The organism is Burkholderia sp. 9120 (assembly GCF_000745015.1).
Taxonomy (GTDB): Bacteria; Pseudomonadota; Gammaproteobacteria; order Burkholderiales; family Burkholderiaceae; genus Paraburkholderia.
In genome coordinates this window covers 2,788,905-2,803,653 of sequence record NZ_JQNA01000002.1, presented here as the reverse complement: position 1 = coordinate 2,803,653, position 14,749 = coordinate 2,788,905, and the positions used below count along the sequence as shown (strand labels likewise).

At 63.9% G+C, this 14,749-nt stretch carries 16 protein-coding genes; 8 read left to right on the top strand and 8 right to left on the bottom strand.

Features of this window, described 5'->3' with window-relative positions:
• Nucleotides 1–28 precede the first annotated feature (28 nt).
• From ttcA to FA94_RS20660, 3 genes are read right to left on the bottom strand one after another with little or no spacing between them, the layout of a single operon-like run.
• Complete coding sequence (gene ttcA / locus FA94_RS20670) at nucleotides 29–1,003, bottom strand: tRNA 2-thiocytidine(32) synthetase TtcA (RefSeq protein ID WP_035554608.1); 975 nt, start codon at nucleotides 1,001–1,003, stop codon at nucleotides 29–31.
• Nucleotides 1,004–1,006: 3 nt separating this feature from the next.
• Entirely contained in the window at nucleotides 1,007–1,402 is a 396-nt protein-coding gene (locus FA94_RS20665) for a dihydroneopterin aldolase (RefSeq protein WP_035554606.1), read from the bottom strand.
• Between the two features lie 45 nt (nucleotides 1,403–1,447).
• On the bottom strand, nucleotides 1,448–2,266 hold the full coding sequence (locus FA94_RS20660; RefSeq protein WP_035554604.1) for an SDR family oxidoreductase: 819 nt from the start codon (nucleotides 2,264–2,266) through the stop codon (nucleotides 1,448–1,450).
• Between the two features lie 13 nt (nucleotides 2,267–2,279).
• Between FA94_RS20660 and FA94_RS20655 the strand changes: the two genes are divergently transcribed.
• On the top strand, nucleotides 2,280–3,476 hold the full coding sequence (locus tag FA94_RS20655) for a class I SAM-dependent methyltransferase (RefSeq protein WP_035554602.1): 1,197 nt from the start codon (nucleotides 2,280–2,282) through the stop codon (nucleotides 3,474–3,476).
• Between the two features lie 31 nt (nucleotides 3,477–3,507).
• Nucleotides 3,508–3,702 carry a DUF2905 domain-containing protein gene (locus FA94_RS20650; protein ID WP_035554600.1) on the top strand — a complete coding sequence of 65 codons (195 nt, stop codon included), beginning with the start codon at nucleotides 3,508–3,510 and terminating at the stop codon, nucleotides 3,700–3,702.
• 10 nt (nucleotides 3,703–3,712) lie between these two features.
• On the opposite strand, the gene FA94_RS20645 is transcribed toward FA94_RS20650, so the two are convergent.
• From FA94_RS20645 to FA94_RS20630, 4 genes are all read right to left on the bottom strand, one after another.
• Complete coding sequence (locus FA94_RS20645) at nucleotides 3,713–4,945, bottom strand: multifunctional CCA addition/repair protein (RefSeq protein ID WP_035562595.1); 1,233 nt, start codon at nucleotides 4,943–4,945, stop codon at nucleotides 3,713–3,715.
• Nucleotides 4,942–5,595 (bottom strand): glutathione S-transferase family protein, encoded by a 654-nt coding sequence (locus tag FA94_RS20640; protein ID WP_035554598.1) that lies wholly within the window; start codon nucleotides 5,593–5,595, stop codon nucleotides 4,942–4,944. The genes FA94_RS20645 and FA94_RS20640 overlap by 4 nt, the downstream gene beginning before the upstream one ends.
• Before the next feature lie 28 nt (nucleotides 5,596–5,623).
• Nucleotides 5,624–6,577, bottom strand: a complete 954-nt coding sequence (locus tag FA94_RS20635) for a complex I NDUFA9 subunit family protein (RefSeq protein WP_035554596.1) — start codon at nucleotides 6,575–6,577, stop codon at nucleotides 5,624–5,626.
• A gap of 92 nt (nucleotides 6,578–6,669) precedes the next feature.
• The gene (locus FA94_RS20630) at nucleotides 6,670–8,637 is read right to left on the bottom strand and encodes a lytic transglycosylase domain-containing protein (protein WP_035554594.1); all 1,968 of its coding nucleotides are present in this window, start codon (nucleotides 8,635–8,637) and stop codon (nucleotides 6,670–6,672) included.
• 77 nt (nucleotides 8,638–8,714) lie between these two features.
• Here FA94_RS20630 and FA94_RS20625 point away from each other — a divergent pair, with 77 nt between their 5' ends.
• On the top strand, nucleotides 8,715–9,257 hold the full coding sequence (locus FA94_RS20625; RefSeq protein WP_035562592.1) for a 5-formyltetrahydrofolate cyclo-ligase: 543 nt from the start codon (nucleotides 8,715–8,717) through the stop codon (nucleotides 9,255–9,257).
• Between the two features lie 118 nt (nucleotides 9,258–9,375).
• On the opposite strand, the gene FA94_RS20620 is transcribed toward FA94_RS20625, so the two are convergent.
• A complete protein-coding gene (locus FA94_RS20620; RefSeq protein ID WP_035554587.1) occupies nucleotides 9,376–9,888 on the bottom strand; it encodes a winged helix DNA-binding protein in 513 nt (170 codons plus the stop codon).
• A 210-nt stretch (nucleotides 9,889–10,098) separates the two neighbouring features.
• Here FA94_RS20620 and pxpB point away from each other — a divergent pair, with 210 nt between their 5' ends.
• The 5 genes from pxpB (at nucleotide 10,099) to FA94_RS20595 (ending at nucleotide 14,678) form a co-directional block, all read left to right on the top strand.
• Entirely contained in the window at nucleotides 10,099–10,752 is a 654-nt protein-coding gene (gene pxpB / locus FA94_RS20615) for a 5-oxoprolinase subunit PxpB (RefSeq protein WP_035554585.1), read from the top strand.
• On the top strand, nucleotides 10,749–11,801 hold the full coding sequence (locus tag FA94_RS20610; protein WP_035554583.1) for a 5-oxoprolinase subunit C family protein: 1,053 nt from the start codon (nucleotides 10,749–10,751) through the stop codon (nucleotides 11,799–11,801). Before pxpB ends, FA94_RS20610 begins: the two co-directional genes overlap by 4 nt.
• A gap of 93 nt (nucleotides 11,802–11,894) precedes the next feature.
• Complete coding sequence (pxpA, locus tag FA94_RS20605; protein ID WP_035554580.1) at nucleotides 11,895–12,647, top strand: 5-oxoprolinase subunit PxpA; 753 nt, start codon at nucleotides 11,895–11,897, stop codon at nucleotides 12,645–12,647.
• A 328-nt stretch (nucleotides 12,648–12,975) separates the two neighbouring features.
• Entirely contained in the window at nucleotides 12,976–13,725 is a 750-nt protein-coding gene (locus tag FA94_RS20600; RefSeq protein WP_035554578.1) for a DUF969 domain-containing protein, read from the top strand.
• Nucleotides 13,722–14,678 (top strand): DUF979 domain-containing protein, encoded by a 957-nt coding sequence (locus FA94_RS20595; RefSeq protein WP_035554576.1) that lies wholly within the window; start codon nucleotides 13,722–13,724, stop codon nucleotides 14,676–14,678. Before FA94_RS20600 ends, FA94_RS20595 begins: the two co-directional genes overlap by 4 nt.
• Nucleotides 14,679–14,749: the final 71 nt, after the last annotated feature.

The following is a 14,749-nucleotide window of genomic DNA, read 5'->3' as shown; positions in this document are numbered from 1 at the left end:
TGAAATGCCCGTAGTTCGGGCGTTTTCGTTAAAGATCGTCGAATTGAACGATCGAAATCGACTTCGATGCACCCAGCATCGCGCCGTCGTTCGAATCGGTCGAGCACGGCTCTTCGTCGAACGCAATGTCGCCTTGCGGATCGACCTCGCCGGTGGCGCGCAAGCCTGCGAACGGGAACAGCTTGCGATCCATCAAATGCGACGGCACGACGTTCGACAATGCATTGAACATATTCTCGATGCGCCCCGGGAAACGCTTCTCCCAATCGCGGACCAGCGCCTTCATTTCCGCGCGCTTCAGGTTCGGCTGGCTGCCGCACAGGGTGCACGGAATGATCGGGAATTCGCGCAACTCCGCGTATTTCTCGAGATCGGTTTCCTTCACGTAGGCGAGCGGCCGGATCACGATGTTCTTGCCGTCGTCGGATTGCAGCTTGGGCGGCATGCCCTTCAGCTTGCCGCCGTAGAACATATTCAGCAGCAGCGTTTGCAGAATGTCGTCGCGATGGTGGCCGAGCGCGATTTTAGTCGCGCCGAGCTCGCCCGCGACGCGGTACAGAATGCCGCGACGCAACCGCGAGCACAGCGAGCAGGTGGTCTTGCCCTCCGGCACCAGCCGCTTGACGATGCTGTAGGTGTCCTGGTTCTCGATGTGAAACGGAATGTCGAGTTGCTTCAGGTACTCGGGCAGCACGTGCTCCGGAAAACCCGGCTGCTTCTGGTCGAGATTCACCGCAACGATGTCGAAGTTGATCGGCGCGCGTTCGCGCAGCCGCATCAGCAACTCGAGCATTGCGTAGCTGTCTTTGCCGCCCGACAGGCACACCATCACCTTGTCGCCTTCCTCGATCATGTTGAAGTCGACGATCGCTTCGCCGACCTGGCGCGCGAGCCGCTTGAACAGCTTGTTGTTCTCGTACGCTTCTTTCTGCTCGCGGCGTGTGAGCGGCATCTTCGTCGGCGCAGCGGCTACCGTCGGGTTCAGGGTGTCGGGCGTGGCCATGACTCAATCCTCCTTGACGCGGAAGACTTCGACGCCCACCGCGTCACAGTCGGGATAGACGTCCGGTTTTTCGGTCGACACGCGCGCGGCCCGCACCAGCGGATGCTCGAGCATGGTCTTGACGAGGTCGTCGCAGAGCGTTTCCTGCAAGTGGATATGGCCTTGTTCGACGCGACGCGCGATGGTCGAGCGCATGAAGTCATAGTCGACGACTTCATTCAGCTTGTCCGCCACCGGCGTGGACAGCGCGAGCGGCACGAACAGTTCGACGTTGATCACGACGCGCTGTTCGCCGCGCTTTTCGAAGTCGTGCACGCCAATGTTGATGTGCACTTCGTAATTGCGCAGAAAGAGCCGGCGGCAATCGGCGAGCCGGGGATGCGAAAGAGCGGCAAACATGTTCGTTCCAGTCGAAAAAAGCGTGCGGAGCACGCAAAGGGCGTTTCAGGCGCCCGTCAAAAACATAACGTCGCGCGGCAGGGGCACCAGGTGCTGCCCGCCGTCGACCACCAGCGTCGTTCCGGTGACGCCCGCTGCATCGGCGAGATACAGCGCGGCGGCGACAATATCCTCGGGCCGCGACGCGCGACCCAAAGGCGTAGTACGGTGGGCGGCGGCGAAACCGTCCGGCGTTTGATCGCCCGACTGCATCGTCAGGCCGGGCGCGAGCCCGACCACCCGCACTTTCGGCGCCAAAGCCTGCGCCAGCGCGACCGTGGCTGTCTGCAACGCCGCCTTCGACAGCGTGTACGACAGGTAATCCGGATTCATGTTGTACAGCTTCTGATCCAACACATTGATCACGACACCACGCTGACTTTCGTCGCTGCGCGCGGCCTCCGGCGTGGCCTCATGGAGCATACGCGCCAGCACCAACGGCGCGCCGACGTTCATCGCGGTCAGCTTGAGCAACAACTCGTAGCCAACATTGAGCGCCGTATCTTCTTCGAAACGCGACGCGTTGTTGACGATGCACGCCGGCCGCCCCAGCGCCGCGATACAGGCGGGCAAAAGCCGTTCGACCTGCGCCTCGTCGCCCAATTCGGCCTGGAGCGCGACCGCCCGGCGTCCCAGCGCGACGATTTCGGCGACCACCTGGTCGGCTGCCTCGCGCGATTCGCCGTAATGGACCGCGACGTCCCAGCCCCGCGCGGCAAAGCCGAGCGCGAGCGCCCGCCCGATGCGGCGGGCGGCGCCGGTAATCAGCACGATTCGCGGCGCGTCAGGCGCGCGGGCAGCGGCGGTATCCAGAGAGGCGGTCATTTACAATGCGGGGATGAATCCGAAAGCTCACCAACCCGATAGTTTACCTGCTCCCGGCCCAAGCGCGCTGGCGCAGTCGGAAGCGCTGGTCGCGCAACTGCGCGCGGAACTCGACAACGCCGGCGGCTGGCTGCCGTTCGAGCGCTACATGGAGCGCGCGTTATACGCGCCAGGGCTCGGTTATTACAGCGGCGGCGCCCGCAAATTCGGGCTACGCAGCGACGACGGCAGCGACTTCGTCACCGCGCCCGAATTGTCGCCGCTGTTCGCCACGACGCTCGCGCGTCCGCTCGCGGAAGCGCTGCAGGCGAGCGGCACGCGCGACGTGATGGAATTCGGCGCCGGCACGGGCAAACTGGCGGCGGGCTTGCTCGTCGCCCTCGAAGCGCTGGGCGCGGAATTCGACAGTTACGCGATCGTGGATTTATCGGGCGAATTGCGCGAGCGCCAACGCGAAACGATCGAAGCGGCGGCACCTTCGCTTGCCGCCAAGGTGCGCTGGCTGGACGCGTTGCCGGTGCGCTTCGAAGGCGTGGTGATCGGCAATGAAGTGCTGGACGCGATGCCGGTACGGCTGTTCGCCTTCAATGCCGGCGCATGGCATGAGCGCGGTGTCGTTTCGCGCGACGGCGTGTTTGCATTCGAGGATCGCGCGGTTTCAGCCGCCGACGACCTCACTATGCTGTCCGAAATCGACACCGACACCGCCAACGACGCCTACGTGACCGAAACGCACGAAGCGGCACGCGCCTTCACGCGGACCATCTGCACGATGCTCACGCGCGGCGCGGCGTTCTTTATCGACTACGGGTTCCCGCGTCACGAGTATTACCACGCGCAACGCGCGCAGGGCACGCTGATGTGCCATTACCGGCATCGCGCGCACGGCGACCCGTTTCTGTATCCGGGCTTGCAGGACATTACCGCGCACGTGGAATTCACCGGCATCGCCGAAGCGGGCTGCGAGACGGGCGCGGATCTGCTCGGCTTCACGTCGCAAGCGCGGTTTTTGTTGAACGCCGGAATCACCGAGGCGCTGTCGGAAATCGATCCGTCGGACACGAAACGGTTCTTGCCCGCGGCAAACGCGGTGCAAAAGTTGTTGTCCGAGGCCGAGATGGGTGAGCTGTTCAAGGTGATCGCGTTTTCGCGCGGTCTGGACGACACGTTGCAGGCGTTTTCGAGCGGCGACCGCTCGCATACGCTGTGATTTTTTGCCTGATCCGGCTCGGGAACGCGCAATGATCCGCTGGCTGTTGACGACGTTTGTAGCGGTGGCCGTGCTGTCGGCCTGCTGGCCGTGGCTGAGGAAAATCGGCATTGGACGCATGCCCGGCGACGTGACCTTGCGGCTGTTCGGCCGCGAGTACCCGTTTCCGTTTATGTCGACGCTGGTGCTGTCGATGGTGTTGTCGTTGCTGGCCAGGCTGTTGTAGTTACGCCTGATCAGCCCATCGCCGCTTCCACCGCCCGAATCCGCTCCTTGTGCACCGCGTCCTTGATTCCCGCGGGCGCATCGGCCAACCGCTTCGCCACCGCACCGGCATCGACACCACGCGCCGCGACGAGCGCCACTCTCAGCCGCTCGGCCTGCGGATAATCCCGCGCCTCGAAACCCAGCCGTCCACGCGCATCCGCCTCGCAAGCCTGCAAGGCTTCCGCGAAGCGCGCCGGCTTGCGAATCGCGTCGCTGCGCTCGAGCAGCCTCACCAGCGCGGCCGCGCCCATTTCCATCACGCGATGAATGTTGCCGTGCTCCCGCGCCACCAGCAGCGCAAGGTCGCGGCACTCGTTCGGCACGCGCAGGCGCTCGCATAACGGCTTCAGCAGATTCACGCTGCGCTCTTCATGACCGATATGCCGGGGCAACACGTCTTGCGGCGTGGTTGCTTTGCCGAGGTCGTGCGTCAACGCGGCAAAGCGAACCGGTAGCGCGTAGCCTTGGTGCGCGGCGTGGTCGACCACCATCATCACGTGCACGCCGGTGTCCACTTCCGGGTGATAGTCGGCGCGTTGCGGCACACCGTACAGCGCGTCGACTTCCGGCAGAATCCGCGCCAGCGCGCCGCACGCGCGCAGCACCTCGAACATGCGCGAAGGCTTCTTCTCCATCAAGCCGCGCGACACTTCCTGCCAGACGCGTTCGGCGACCAGCGCGTCCACTTCGCCATCGGCCACCATCTTGCGCATCAACGCCAGCGTATCCGGCTCGACCGTGAAATCCACGAACCTCGCGGCAAACCGCGCGATTCGCAAGATCCGCACGGGGTCTTCGAGAAACGCATCGCTCACATGACGGAAGAGCCGCGCCTGCAAATCCCCCTGCCCATTGAACGGGTCGATCACCGGACCGGTCAGCTCGCCGTCCGGTCGCACCTCGCGCGCCATGGCGTTGATGGTCAGATCGCGGCGCGCCAGGTCTTCCTCCAGCGTCACGTCCGGCGCATAGAAAAACTGGAAGCCGTGATAGCCCGCCGCCGTCTTGCGCTCGGTACGCGCGAGCGCGTACTCCTCATGCGTCTGCGGATGCAGAAACACCGGAAAATCCTTACCCACCGGACGGTAACCCTGCGCAACCATCTGCTCGGGCGTCGCGCCGACCACGACGTAATCGCGGTCCTGCACCGGCACGCCTAGTAGCTCGTCACGAACCGCCCCGCCTACCACGTAGAGTTTCATGGGCATACGTCTTGATCGGGAAGAGCGTGTGTTTCGCGCAGCGAGTCGTCGATCCAGGCTTGCACGGCCGGCAGCGCGGTCACGCGGCGGGCATAGGCCAAAGCCGCTTCCGACAACGCCGGTTGCCAGGTGTTGAAGCGCATCACCACCGGCGCGAACATCGCGTCGGCAATGCTGAACTCGCCGAACAGGAAGGGGCCGCCGTACGTGTCGAGACAGTCGCGCCACAACGCGTCGATTCGCGCGATGTCGGCCAACGCACCCGGCGTCGCGTTCTTGCCTGGGAACGACGCGCGAATGTTCATCCACATGTTCGAGCGCAACTCGCCGAAGCCCGAATGCATTTCGGCGCTCACGCTACGCGCGTGGTTGCGCACCGCCGCGTCGCGCGGCCACAGCGCGTGTTGCGGGAAGCGCTCGGCCAGCGTCTCGGCGATCGCCAGCGAATCCCACGTGATCTGTTCGTCGTCGCCGATCAGACACGGCACTTTGCCCGGTCCGCGCGGCGCATGCGCCAGGATCGCGGCCGTCGTGCCGGGTTCGCGCAAATGAATCAGCACCTCGTCGAAGGGAATGCCGAAATGCTTCAGCAGCAGCCATGGACGCATCGACCACGACGAATAATTCTTGTCACCAATGAGCAGCTTCATGCTTTCTATAACGGGAGAAAAAGTAAATTCAGCGTCCGGCGCTGGCGCGGAACGTATCGAAGCGCGAGCGCGTCGACGCGCCGGTCAGATAGACCGGTGCGATGGTTTCGATACTGGTCGGCTCGATACCGAGTTCAGGCGCCAGCGGCCCGCTCAATACGTTGTCGACTTTCATCGAATCCAGATTGTCGCGCGAGATCACCGGTTCGCCTGGCGCCATTTCGAACGTCAGCGCCTGCAAACGCGCGAATGCTTCCGGCAGACGAATGATGCGCGCGTGCTTGCCGATCACGTCGCCGCAATAGGCGACGAGGTCTTCGAGCGTGTACACGGTCGGGCCGCCGAGTTCGTATGTGTGGCCGCTGGCGGCGTCCATATCGAGCACGTTGATGATGGCTTTCGCGACGTCGTCGACATACACCGGCTGGAATTTCGCATCGGGCATGGCGAGCGGAATCACCGGAAACATCTTCTGCAGAAACGCGAACTTGTTGAGGAACTGGTCCTCCGGCCCGAACACCACGGACGGACGGAAAATCGTCCACGCCAGATTCGCCGCGTGCACGGCCTTCTCGCCGTCGCCCTTCGAGCGCGTGTACATACTCGGACCGTTCGAATCGGCGCCCAGCGCGCTGATATGAATCAGGCGATGCACACCCTTGCCCTCGCAAGCCGCGACGATTTTGGTCGGCAGTTCGACATGCATGCGCGCGAACTCCGGACCATACGGTCTGCCGCGTTTGCCGTTCAGTGTGGCCACGAGATTGATCACGCAATCGGCGCCCTCGACGAAACGCGCGAGCTGAACCGGATCGAACACGTCGGCTTCGATCACGTCGATGGGTAATAGCGTGAGATGGCGGGCGTTATAGCGCCGCCGGGTGGCGATGCGCACGTCTTTGCCCATTTCAACGAGCGCATTGACGAGATGACTGCCGATAAAACCGGAACCGCCGATGATCGCAACGGCTTGATGTCGCATTTTCGACTCCCTTGGTGGAAGCCGCGGCAAGGGCTGGCGTGGCGCGCTGCCGCTCGGGTCGAACGCGGACCCGAGCGGCAGCGGCACGGCGCTTACGGTGCGATATAACCCAGACGCGCCTTCAGCGATTGCGGACGGCCTTCGAACAATGCCGCGTAGTAGACCGTGTTGGACAACACATTCTTGACGTAGTCGCGGGTTTCCTGGAACGGAATCGCCTCGGCGAAGATCGCGCCTTCCACCGGACGCTGCAACGATTGCCGCCAGTTGCGCGGCCGGCCCGGACCGGCGTTGTAGCCGGCGGTAGCGAGCACGGCGGACCCGTCGAACTGATTGTAGATCATGGACAGGTAGTTCGTGCCCAGCAGGATATTGGTGTTGATGTCGTTCATCTGCTCGCGCGAAATCGGACCGAGGCCGATCTTCTTGGCGACCAGTTGCGCGGTGCCCGGCATCAACTGCATCAAGCCGCTCGCGCCGACTTCGGAGCGTGCGTTCATGATGAAGCGCGATTCCTGGCGAATCAGCCCATAGGCCCATTCCACGTCGAGCCCGTTCGACTGCGAATCGCGCTCGACGATATCGCGGAACGGCGACAGATAACGCAACGAGAAGTCGTGCTCGCTCTTCGTGCGGTCCGCCGTGTTGACCGTGCGGTCATACAACTGGATACGGCGCGCGTATTCGGAGGCGGCGATCAGTTGCCGGTCGCTCATGTTGCGCAGCGGCCAGTTCCATTCGCGATTGCCTTCGAGTCGCAGATTCAGCGCGTAGAAACGCTGCGCCAGATCGAAGCCCGGCGTGTTGCCGGCCTGCTGGACTTCGGCGTCCGTCACCGAGGTTTTCGGCGGCACGGTGATCTTCTGGCCGAGTTCTTCCATGGCCAGTTGGCCGTAGAAATTGAAGCCCTGCGAGATCGATTCGAATTCCTGGTTAGCGGTGGCCGTGTCGCCTGCCTGCTTCAACGCGCGTGCATGCCAGTAGATCCACGAAGGCTGATTGCGCAGCGCGGCGGGCATCTGCTCGATCGACCAGCGCACCATCGTCCAGTCACCCGCCAGCAGTGCCGTGCGGGTGCGCCATTCATACGCGGGATTCGACAGCGGCGCATTCACCGACAGGCGATACCAGTCCACCGCGCTCGGCATCTGCTTGGCGGCAGCCTGATAAGCAATCGTGCCCCAGCCTATCGCGCGTTCGGGTGAACTGAGCGACGGCGCCACCGATGCGAACGTGGCCGCGGCCATGGCCGGATCGTTGCGCGCCATGCGCGTGATCGCCAGCAACGCCAGTTGATGCGACTGCGCATCCGGACCGACGCCGCGTGCCAGCAGCAACGGCGGTGTGCTGGTGGCCTGGCCGAACAGCACCGGATCGGGCGGCTGGTTGCTGAGCGCGTCGACGAGCTTGCTGCCGGTGGCGGTGTAGTTCTGTTCGTACGCGAGACGGATCTGCTGCCAGATGTCGTCGGTGCTGAACTGGCGGCTTACGCCCAGCGAGGTGATCAGATCGACGCAGCCGTCGCCGTACCACTTCGGATCGACCAGCAGCGCACGTGCCGCGTCGGCGACATTTTCACCGCGCGACGCACGCGATTCGAGCGCATAGCACTTCACCTGCGTGTCGTCGTTCAGGACGAAGCGCGCGTATTGCTGGTCGAAGTTGCGCCAGTCGTGACGCGCGCCGAGCACCGTCAGGTAGTCGTTACGCAGACGGTCGGCGATCGCCTGGCCGTCGTACTGCTGCAGGAAGGCCAGCACGGGCGCGTCCGGCGCGTCGACGCGGGCATGCCCGCTCGAGTCGAACAACTGCGGCTTGAGCTGGAAGTACGCCAGATAAGAAGGCGCGGGATAGTTCGGAATCATGCTCGCCAGCTGGGCTGCACGCGCCGCGTCGTTATTGCGGGCGGCCTCGCGAAGCTGGACGAAAATCTGGTCGTCGTTCGAGAGCTGCGAAATGGGAATGGGCTTGACGGCTGAGGCCGTGCTGCACGCGACGAGCGCCGCAGCGGCGAGCGCCAGACCGGCCGCGCGATATACTCGGTAAAGGCGTTTTGACATCGTTGTTTCTGGAGCGCGAATTGAACTCAAGCATAGCATGCAACCCCGTCGCCGAATCGAAAAAGGCGCTGCGTCGAATGCTATTGGAAGCCAGGCTACAAGCGGCTTCCGAGCCGGCTCACAATGCCGCGCTCGGACGTCGCATGCTCGACGTGTTGAAGCGCCATGACGTGAACCGCGTGGGGTTCTACTGGCCACTCACCGGCGAGTTCGACGCGCGCGGCGCGATCGCGCTGTGGCTCGCGGCTGGCGCGCAACGCGAGGCCAGTTTGCCGGTGGTCAGGGAGCGCGGCGTGCCGCTCGAATTTCATGCATGGACGCCCGATACGCCGATGAAGCTCGGTCATCACAAGATCGCCGAACCGACTTCCGGGCAGGTGGTGATTCCTGATCTGCTGTTCGTGCCGTGCGTCGGTTTCGACGCGGCAGGCTACCGGCTGGGTTATGGCGGTGGCTATTACGACCGCACGCTAGCGGCGTGGCCGGGGGCGACGCAACCGCTCACGGTCGGCGTCGCTTATGAAGCATGCCGGACCAACGCATTGCAACGCGAAGCCCACGACATGCCGCTCGACCTGATCGTGACCGAGGCAGGGCTTTATCCGCATCCGGTGAATTGAGCGTTCGGCCGGCGCGGCGAGAAAGGCGGGCTTCGATCTCGGGGCTCGCGTTCACTCAGTGCGTGAGTAAGGCAGTCAGACGCTGCCCCGTTCAACCACCCAGACGCTCAACGCGCAACTACAACGAAGCCGCCGCCCGCGCCGCCGTGTCGTACAAACCAGACGCGTTGCGCATCAGTTGCGCGGCCTCGCCGATCTGCTCGTTGGTCAGGCCGCTCTCCTTCAGCGTCGAAATCAGACAGCTCTCGCGTACCTCGCGATACCGCATGCACAACTCGCGGCCTGCATCGGTCGCCGAGAAGAACACTTCCTTGCCGGTCTTTTCGCTTTTTACATACCCTCTAGCTACGAGCTTTTTCAACGCGTAGGTGGCGACGTGCGTGTCTTCAATGTTCAGCACGAAGCAGATGTCCGCCAGCTTCTTGCGCCGCTCGCGATGACTGACATGGTGCAGCAGCGAAACTTCGATGGCGGTCATGTCCTTTTCTCCGGCCGCCGACATGCAGCGCACCATCCACCGGTTGAATGCGTTGCCCGCCATGATCAACGCGTATTCAAGTTCGGACAGTTCCGCGCTGCTGTCGGACACGAGGTGCTCCGACGAAACGATCTTGGTGGGATGGCGCGACATGATGACGATTCTCGGCAAACAGGATGGGAAGGTGTCGGGAGTGTACGACGAGCCATCGGTCCCGGCGAGCCTGGCAAAAACGCTTATTGAGAAATTGTTGATATTTTATTGATAATGTACGCTTCAACCATCGCGAACCCGATGCCGTTAATAGGGGCAGCAGGTCCGCCAGATGTTCGACTCCTCCGACTCGTCCTGGGCCGTTAAGCCATGAGCCAACCAAGAATCTTCCCGCTCGGCGATGCCGCGCTAGTCTGCGAAGCGCCGCCGCCCGCCACGCTGGACTGCCAGCGGCGCGTGTGGGCCGCCGCCGCAGCCGCGGGCGACTGGCCGCATGTGCTGGAAGTCGTGCCGGGCATGAACAATCTGACGCTCGTGTTCGATCCGCTCGAAGCCGACCCTGAGGCGCTCGCCGGCCAGTTGCAGGCGGCCTGGGACGCCGCGGCCGAAGCGCCGGAGGCTGGGCGTGACGTCGATATTCCGGTGCAGTACGGCGGCGAGTTCGGTCCCGATCTGCAAGCCGTGGCCAATCACACGGGTTTGAGCGTGCGCGAGGTGGTCGAACGTCATTCGAATGCCGAGTACGTGGTGTTCTTTCTGGGCTTTCAGCCGGGCTTCGCTTACATGGGCGGGCTCGACGCCGCGCTGCATACGCCGCGCCGCGCGTCGCCGCGCCTCGAAGTGCCGGCGGGCTCGGTTGGGATCGGCGGTGAACAGACCGGCATTTATCCGGCCACGTCACCCGGCGGCTGGCAGTTGATCGGCCGCACCGAGCTGCCGCTGTTCGACCCGGCGCGCCGCCCGCCCACGCTGCTGCAACCGGGCGACCGGGTGCGCTTCACCATCGCGGGGATACACACATGATCGATGTGATTCGCGCGGGTCTGCTGACCACGATTCAGGACCTCGGGCGTCATGGCTACCGGCATCTCGGTGTCGCGATGGGCGGGGCGCTCGACCGACTGTCGCTCGAAGTCGGCAACCGGCTGGTCGGCAACCGGCCCGATGCGGCCGGTCTGGAAATCACCTTTGGCCCGACCGTGCTGCGGTTTTTGCGCGCTACGCGAGTGGCGATCACCGGCACCGAATTCGGCGCGACGCTCGACGGCAAGCCGGTCTATTCCTGGTGGAGCCTGCCGGTCCAGGCCGGTCAGGAACTGGTGCTGAACACGGCCAGGCGCGGCATGCGCGGTTATGTGTGCATAGCGGGCGGTATCGACGTGCTGCCGATGCTCGGCTCGCGCAGCACCGATCTGGCCGGCCACTTCGGCGGACTCGGCGGCCGCGCGCTGCGCGACGGCGACCGCCTGCCGGTCGGCGCGCCGCCGCAGCGCGGCCATCTCGGCTTCACGCCCGAGGCGCCGGCATTCGGCGTGAAAGCGCCCTCCTGGTGCAAGTTCGTGCTGGTTCAGGAGCCGCTGCGGCGCGGCCGGCATCCGTCTGGCGTGCCGTGGGCGGTACCGATCCGTGTGCTGCGCGGGCCCGAGTACGACAACTTCACCGAAGCCGCGCACGAATCGTTCTGGTCCGATGAATGGCTCGTCACGCCGAACAGCAATCGCATGGGTTATCGCCTTGCCGGCAGCGAACTCAAACGCACGCAGAAAACCGATCTGCTGTCGCACGCGGTGCTGCCCGGCACGATTCAGGTGCCGCCAAACGGCCAGCCGATCGTGCTGATGAGCGACGCGCAAACCACCGGCGGTTATCCGAAGATCGGCGCGGTGATCCAGGCCGATCTGTGGAAACTGGCTCAGGTGCGTCTGAACGCCGCCGTCCGCTTCATTCCGACGACGCCTTACGAGGCGCGTCATGCCTTACTGGAAGAACGCACGTATTTGCGGCAGATCGACGCCGCGATCGCGATGCATGAAGAACGCTGCGCGCGGCAGACGGCCGTCGCGGCGCTGTAAAAACGGGCGCTCCGAGTCTGGCGCTGCGAGGGACTGCCCTCGTCGCGACAAACCCGGGGTGGCCCGGCGTTGTCTTGAGCGTAGAGGAACACCATGGAAATCGATTTGAACGCCGACCTCGGCGAAGGCTGCGGGTCCGACGAAGCGCTGCTCGACCTCGTCAGTTCGGCGAACATCGCGTGCGGCTGGCATGCGGGCGGCGCCAATGCGATGCGCGACTGCGTGCGCTGGGCGGTGGAAAAAGGCGTGTCGATCGGCGCGCATCCGAGCTTTAACGATCCGGAAAACTTCGGCCGCAAAGAGATGGACCTGCCGGCCAACGACATCTACGCGGGCGTGCTGTACCAGTTGGGCGCATTGTCCGCGATCGCCCAGGCCGAAGGCGGGCGCATCGCGCACGTCAAGCCGCACGGCGCGCTGTACAACCAGGCCGCGCGCGATCCGAAGATCGCCGACGCGATCGTCTCCGCCGTGCACGATTTCGATCCGTCGGTGGCGGTGTTCGCGCTCGCCAACAGCGGACTCGTCACCGCCGCGCGCAACGCAGGGCTGATCGCCGTCGAAGAAGTGTTCGCCGACCGCGGCTATCGCGCCGACGGTTCGCTCGTGCCGCGCAAGGAGCCCGGCGCGCTGCTCGACGACGAAAACCAGGTGCTGGAACGCACGCTCGCGATGGTGCGCGAGCAACGCGTGCAAGCCGTGGACGGTCAATGGGTCCCGCTCAACGCGCAGACCATCTGCCTGCACGGAGACGGCCCGCATGCGCTCGCCTTCGCGCGACGGATTCGCGGCGCACTGGAAGACGCCGGCATCGAAGTCCACGCGGCCGGCGCGACGCGCGTCTGAGCCGCGCCGATTTACGTTGATCTGAGCCCAACCGGCGAACCGACCGGACAGCGCGCTTCAACCGTTGTGCAAAGACCGTTGTCATGCCCCAAACGCCCCGCTCCAGGCGGGGCGTTTGCCAGGCGCACGACGCATCGCATTACCCGCAGTCAATCAGTATCAGCAAAGGTAGTACCGAAGCGGTATAGGCAGGTGTAGCGCAGATGTTGTCGTTCGAAGCAACGCGGCCATGAAGAGCCGCGGCAACAAAACGGCGCGTGAATCACGACGCGCCGGCACACGTTAGCCGTCACAAGCGGCAAGGTTGAAACCCTGTTTGGAGATCCAGATGCAGACAACCGTCAGTCTATGGCCGCTCATCGGCGTGGCCGTCATCATCGTCGGCTTTTTATTACGGTTCAATCCGATGCTGATCGTGGCCGTCGCCACGATCGTCACCGGTCTGGCCGCGCACTTCCCGCCTGAAAAAATCCTAGCCGAAATCGGCACCGGCTTCATTAAAACCCGCAATATCCCGCTGATTATCTTTTTGCCGCTCGCGGTGATCGGCCTGCTCGAACGGCACGGTCTGCGTGAGCGCGCGCAAGCGTGGATCGGCGGCATCAAAGCCGCTACGGCGGGACGCCTCCTGATCGTCTATCTGCTGATCCGCGAATTGACGGCGGCGGTCGGCTTGACCGGCCTCGGCGGTCATCCTCAGATGGTGCGTCCGCTGATCGCGCCGATGGCCGAAGGCGCGACGGAAACCCGCTTCGGCAAGATCAGCGACGCGGTGCGTTTCCGGTTGCGCGCGTTCTCCGCCGCCACCGACAACGTGGGCCTGTTCTTCGGCGAGGACATCTTCGTCGCGTTCGGTGCGATCGTGCTGATGACCACCTTCCTGAAAGAGGCCGGCATTGTCGTCGAGCCGATTCACGTTGCGGTCTGGGGCATTCCCACCGCGATCTGCGCGTTTCTCGTTCACGGCTTCCGCCTTTATCTGCTCGACCGCAAACTCGAACGTGAATTGCGCGGCAATGCCGCGGCCGCCAGCGCCACGGTCGCGCCGACGCAATCCGCCGCAGGAGACAAAGCATGACGCTCACGATCAACTATCTGTTCTGGCTGTTGGGCGTGGTGCTGCTGGTGATCGGCGGCATGATCGTCACGGATAAGGAACACCCGCGCCGCTTCACCGCCGGCGGTTTCTGGATTCTCTATGCGTTGATTTTTCTGATCGGCGACAAGCTGCCGCCCGCCGTGGTGGGCGTGGCCGTGATCGTGATGGCGTTGATCGCCGGCTTCGGCGGCGTCACCGCGGGCAAGGCGAAAACACTGTCGCTCGAAGCACGCAAGGCTAGCGCCGCGCGTCTCGGCAACAAGCTGTTCATTCCCGCACTGACCATTCCGGTCGTGACCGTGATCGTCACGCTGTCGGCGAGCCATTTGATCTTCGGCGGAATGCCGCTGATCGAAAAGGCCAACGTCACGTTGATTGGCTTCGGCATTGGCTGCGTGATCGCGCTCGCGATTGCCTGCGTGCTGACGCGCGACACCGTCGGCCAGTCGATGAAAGAAGCGCGGCGCCTCGTCGATGCGTTGTCATGGGCCGCGGTGCTGCCGCAGATGCTCGGTATGCTCGGCCTCGTGTTCTCGGACGCGGGTGTCGGCAAAGCCGTCGCGCACGTGACCATCGCTTACATCAGCCTCGACTACCGCTTTATCGCGGTGGCCGTGTACTGCATCGGCATGGCGCTGTTCACGATGGTGATGGGCAACGGCTTCGCCGCCTTCCCGGTGATGACCGGCGGCGTCGGCGTGCCGATTCTGGTGGGCGTGTTCCACGGCAACCCGGCGGTGATGGTCGCGATCGGCATGTTCAGCGGCTACTGCGGCACGCTGATGACGCCGATGGCCGCGAACTTCAACATGGTGCCGGCCGCGCTGCTGGAACTGCCGGATAAGAACGCGGTGATCAAGGTACAGATTCCGACCGCGCTGACGATGTTGATCGTGAACATCTTCCTGCTGAATTTTCTGATGTTCCTGTAGGGCGCCTGCGTTTCAATGCGGTAGATATCGGTGCAGTGTGCGACGGATACGCATCCCAATTGGGATGCGTC

Bases quoted from the DNA above. Each gene is read 5' to 3' on its own strand.
- FA94_RS20610 (WP_035554583.1), top strand. From the start codon at position 10,749: ATGATCGATGTGATTCGCGCGGGTCTGCTGACCACGATTCAGGACCTC.
- FA94_RS20600 (WP_035554578.1), top strand. From the start codon at position 12,976: ATGCAGACAACCGTCAGTCTATGGCCGCTCATCGGCGTGGCCGTCATC.
- FA94_RS20655 (WP_035554602.1), top strand. From the start codon at position 2,280: ATGAATCCGAAAGCTCACCAACCCGATAGTTTACCTGCTCCCGGCCCA.
- FA94_RS20635 (WP_035554596.1), bottom strand. From the start codon at position 6,577: ATGCGACATCAAGCCGTTGCGATCATCGGCGGTTCCGGTTTTATCGGC.
- pxpA (WP_035554580.1), top strand. From the start codon at position 11,895: ATGGAAATCGATTTGAACGCCGACCTCGGCGAAGGCTGCGGGTCCGAC.
- FA94_RS20640 (WP_035554598.1), bottom strand. From the start codon at position 5,595: ATGAAGCTGCTCATTGGTGACAAGAATTATTCGTCGTGGTCGATGCGT.
- FA94_RS20665 (WP_035554606.1), bottom strand. From the start codon at position 1,402: ATGTTTGCCGCTCTTTCGCATCCCCGGCTCGCCGATTGCCGCCGGCTC.
- ttcA (WP_035554608.1), bottom strand. From the start codon at position 1,003: ATGGCCACGCCCGACACCCTGAACCCGACGGTAGCCGCTGCGCCGACG.
- pxpB (WP_035554585.1), top strand. From the start codon at position 10,099: ATGAGCCAACCAAGAATCTTCCCGCTCGGCGATGCCGCGCTAGTCTGC.
- FA94_RS20645 (WP_035562595.1), bottom strand. From the start codon at position 4,945: ATGAAACTCTACGTGGTAGGCGGGGCGGTTCGTGACGAGCTACTAGGC.
- FA94_RS20595 (WP_035554576.1), top strand. From the start codon at position 13,722: ATGACGCTCACGATCAACTATCTGTTCTGGCTGTTGGGCGTGGTGCTG.
- FA94_RS20630 (WP_035554594.1), bottom strand. From the start codon at position 8,637: ATGTCAAAACGCCTTTACCGAGTATATCGCGCGGCCGGTCTGGCGCTC.
- FA94_RS20650 (WP_035554600.1), top strand. From the start codon at position 3,508: ATGATCCGCTGGCTGTTGACGACGTTTGTAGCGGTGGCCGTGCTGTCG.
- FA94_RS20620 (WP_035554587.1), bottom strand. From the start codon at position 9,888: ATGTCGCGCCATCCCACCAAGATCGTTTCGTCGGAGCACCTCGTGTCC.
- FA94_RS20625 (WP_035562592.1), top strand. From the start codon at position 8,715: ATGCTATTGGAAGCCAGGCTACAAGCGGCTTCCGAGCCGGCTCACAAT.
- FA94_RS20660 (WP_035554604.1), bottom strand. From the start codon at position 2,266: ATGACCGCCTCTCTGGATACCGCCGCTGCCCGCGCGCCTGACGCGCCG.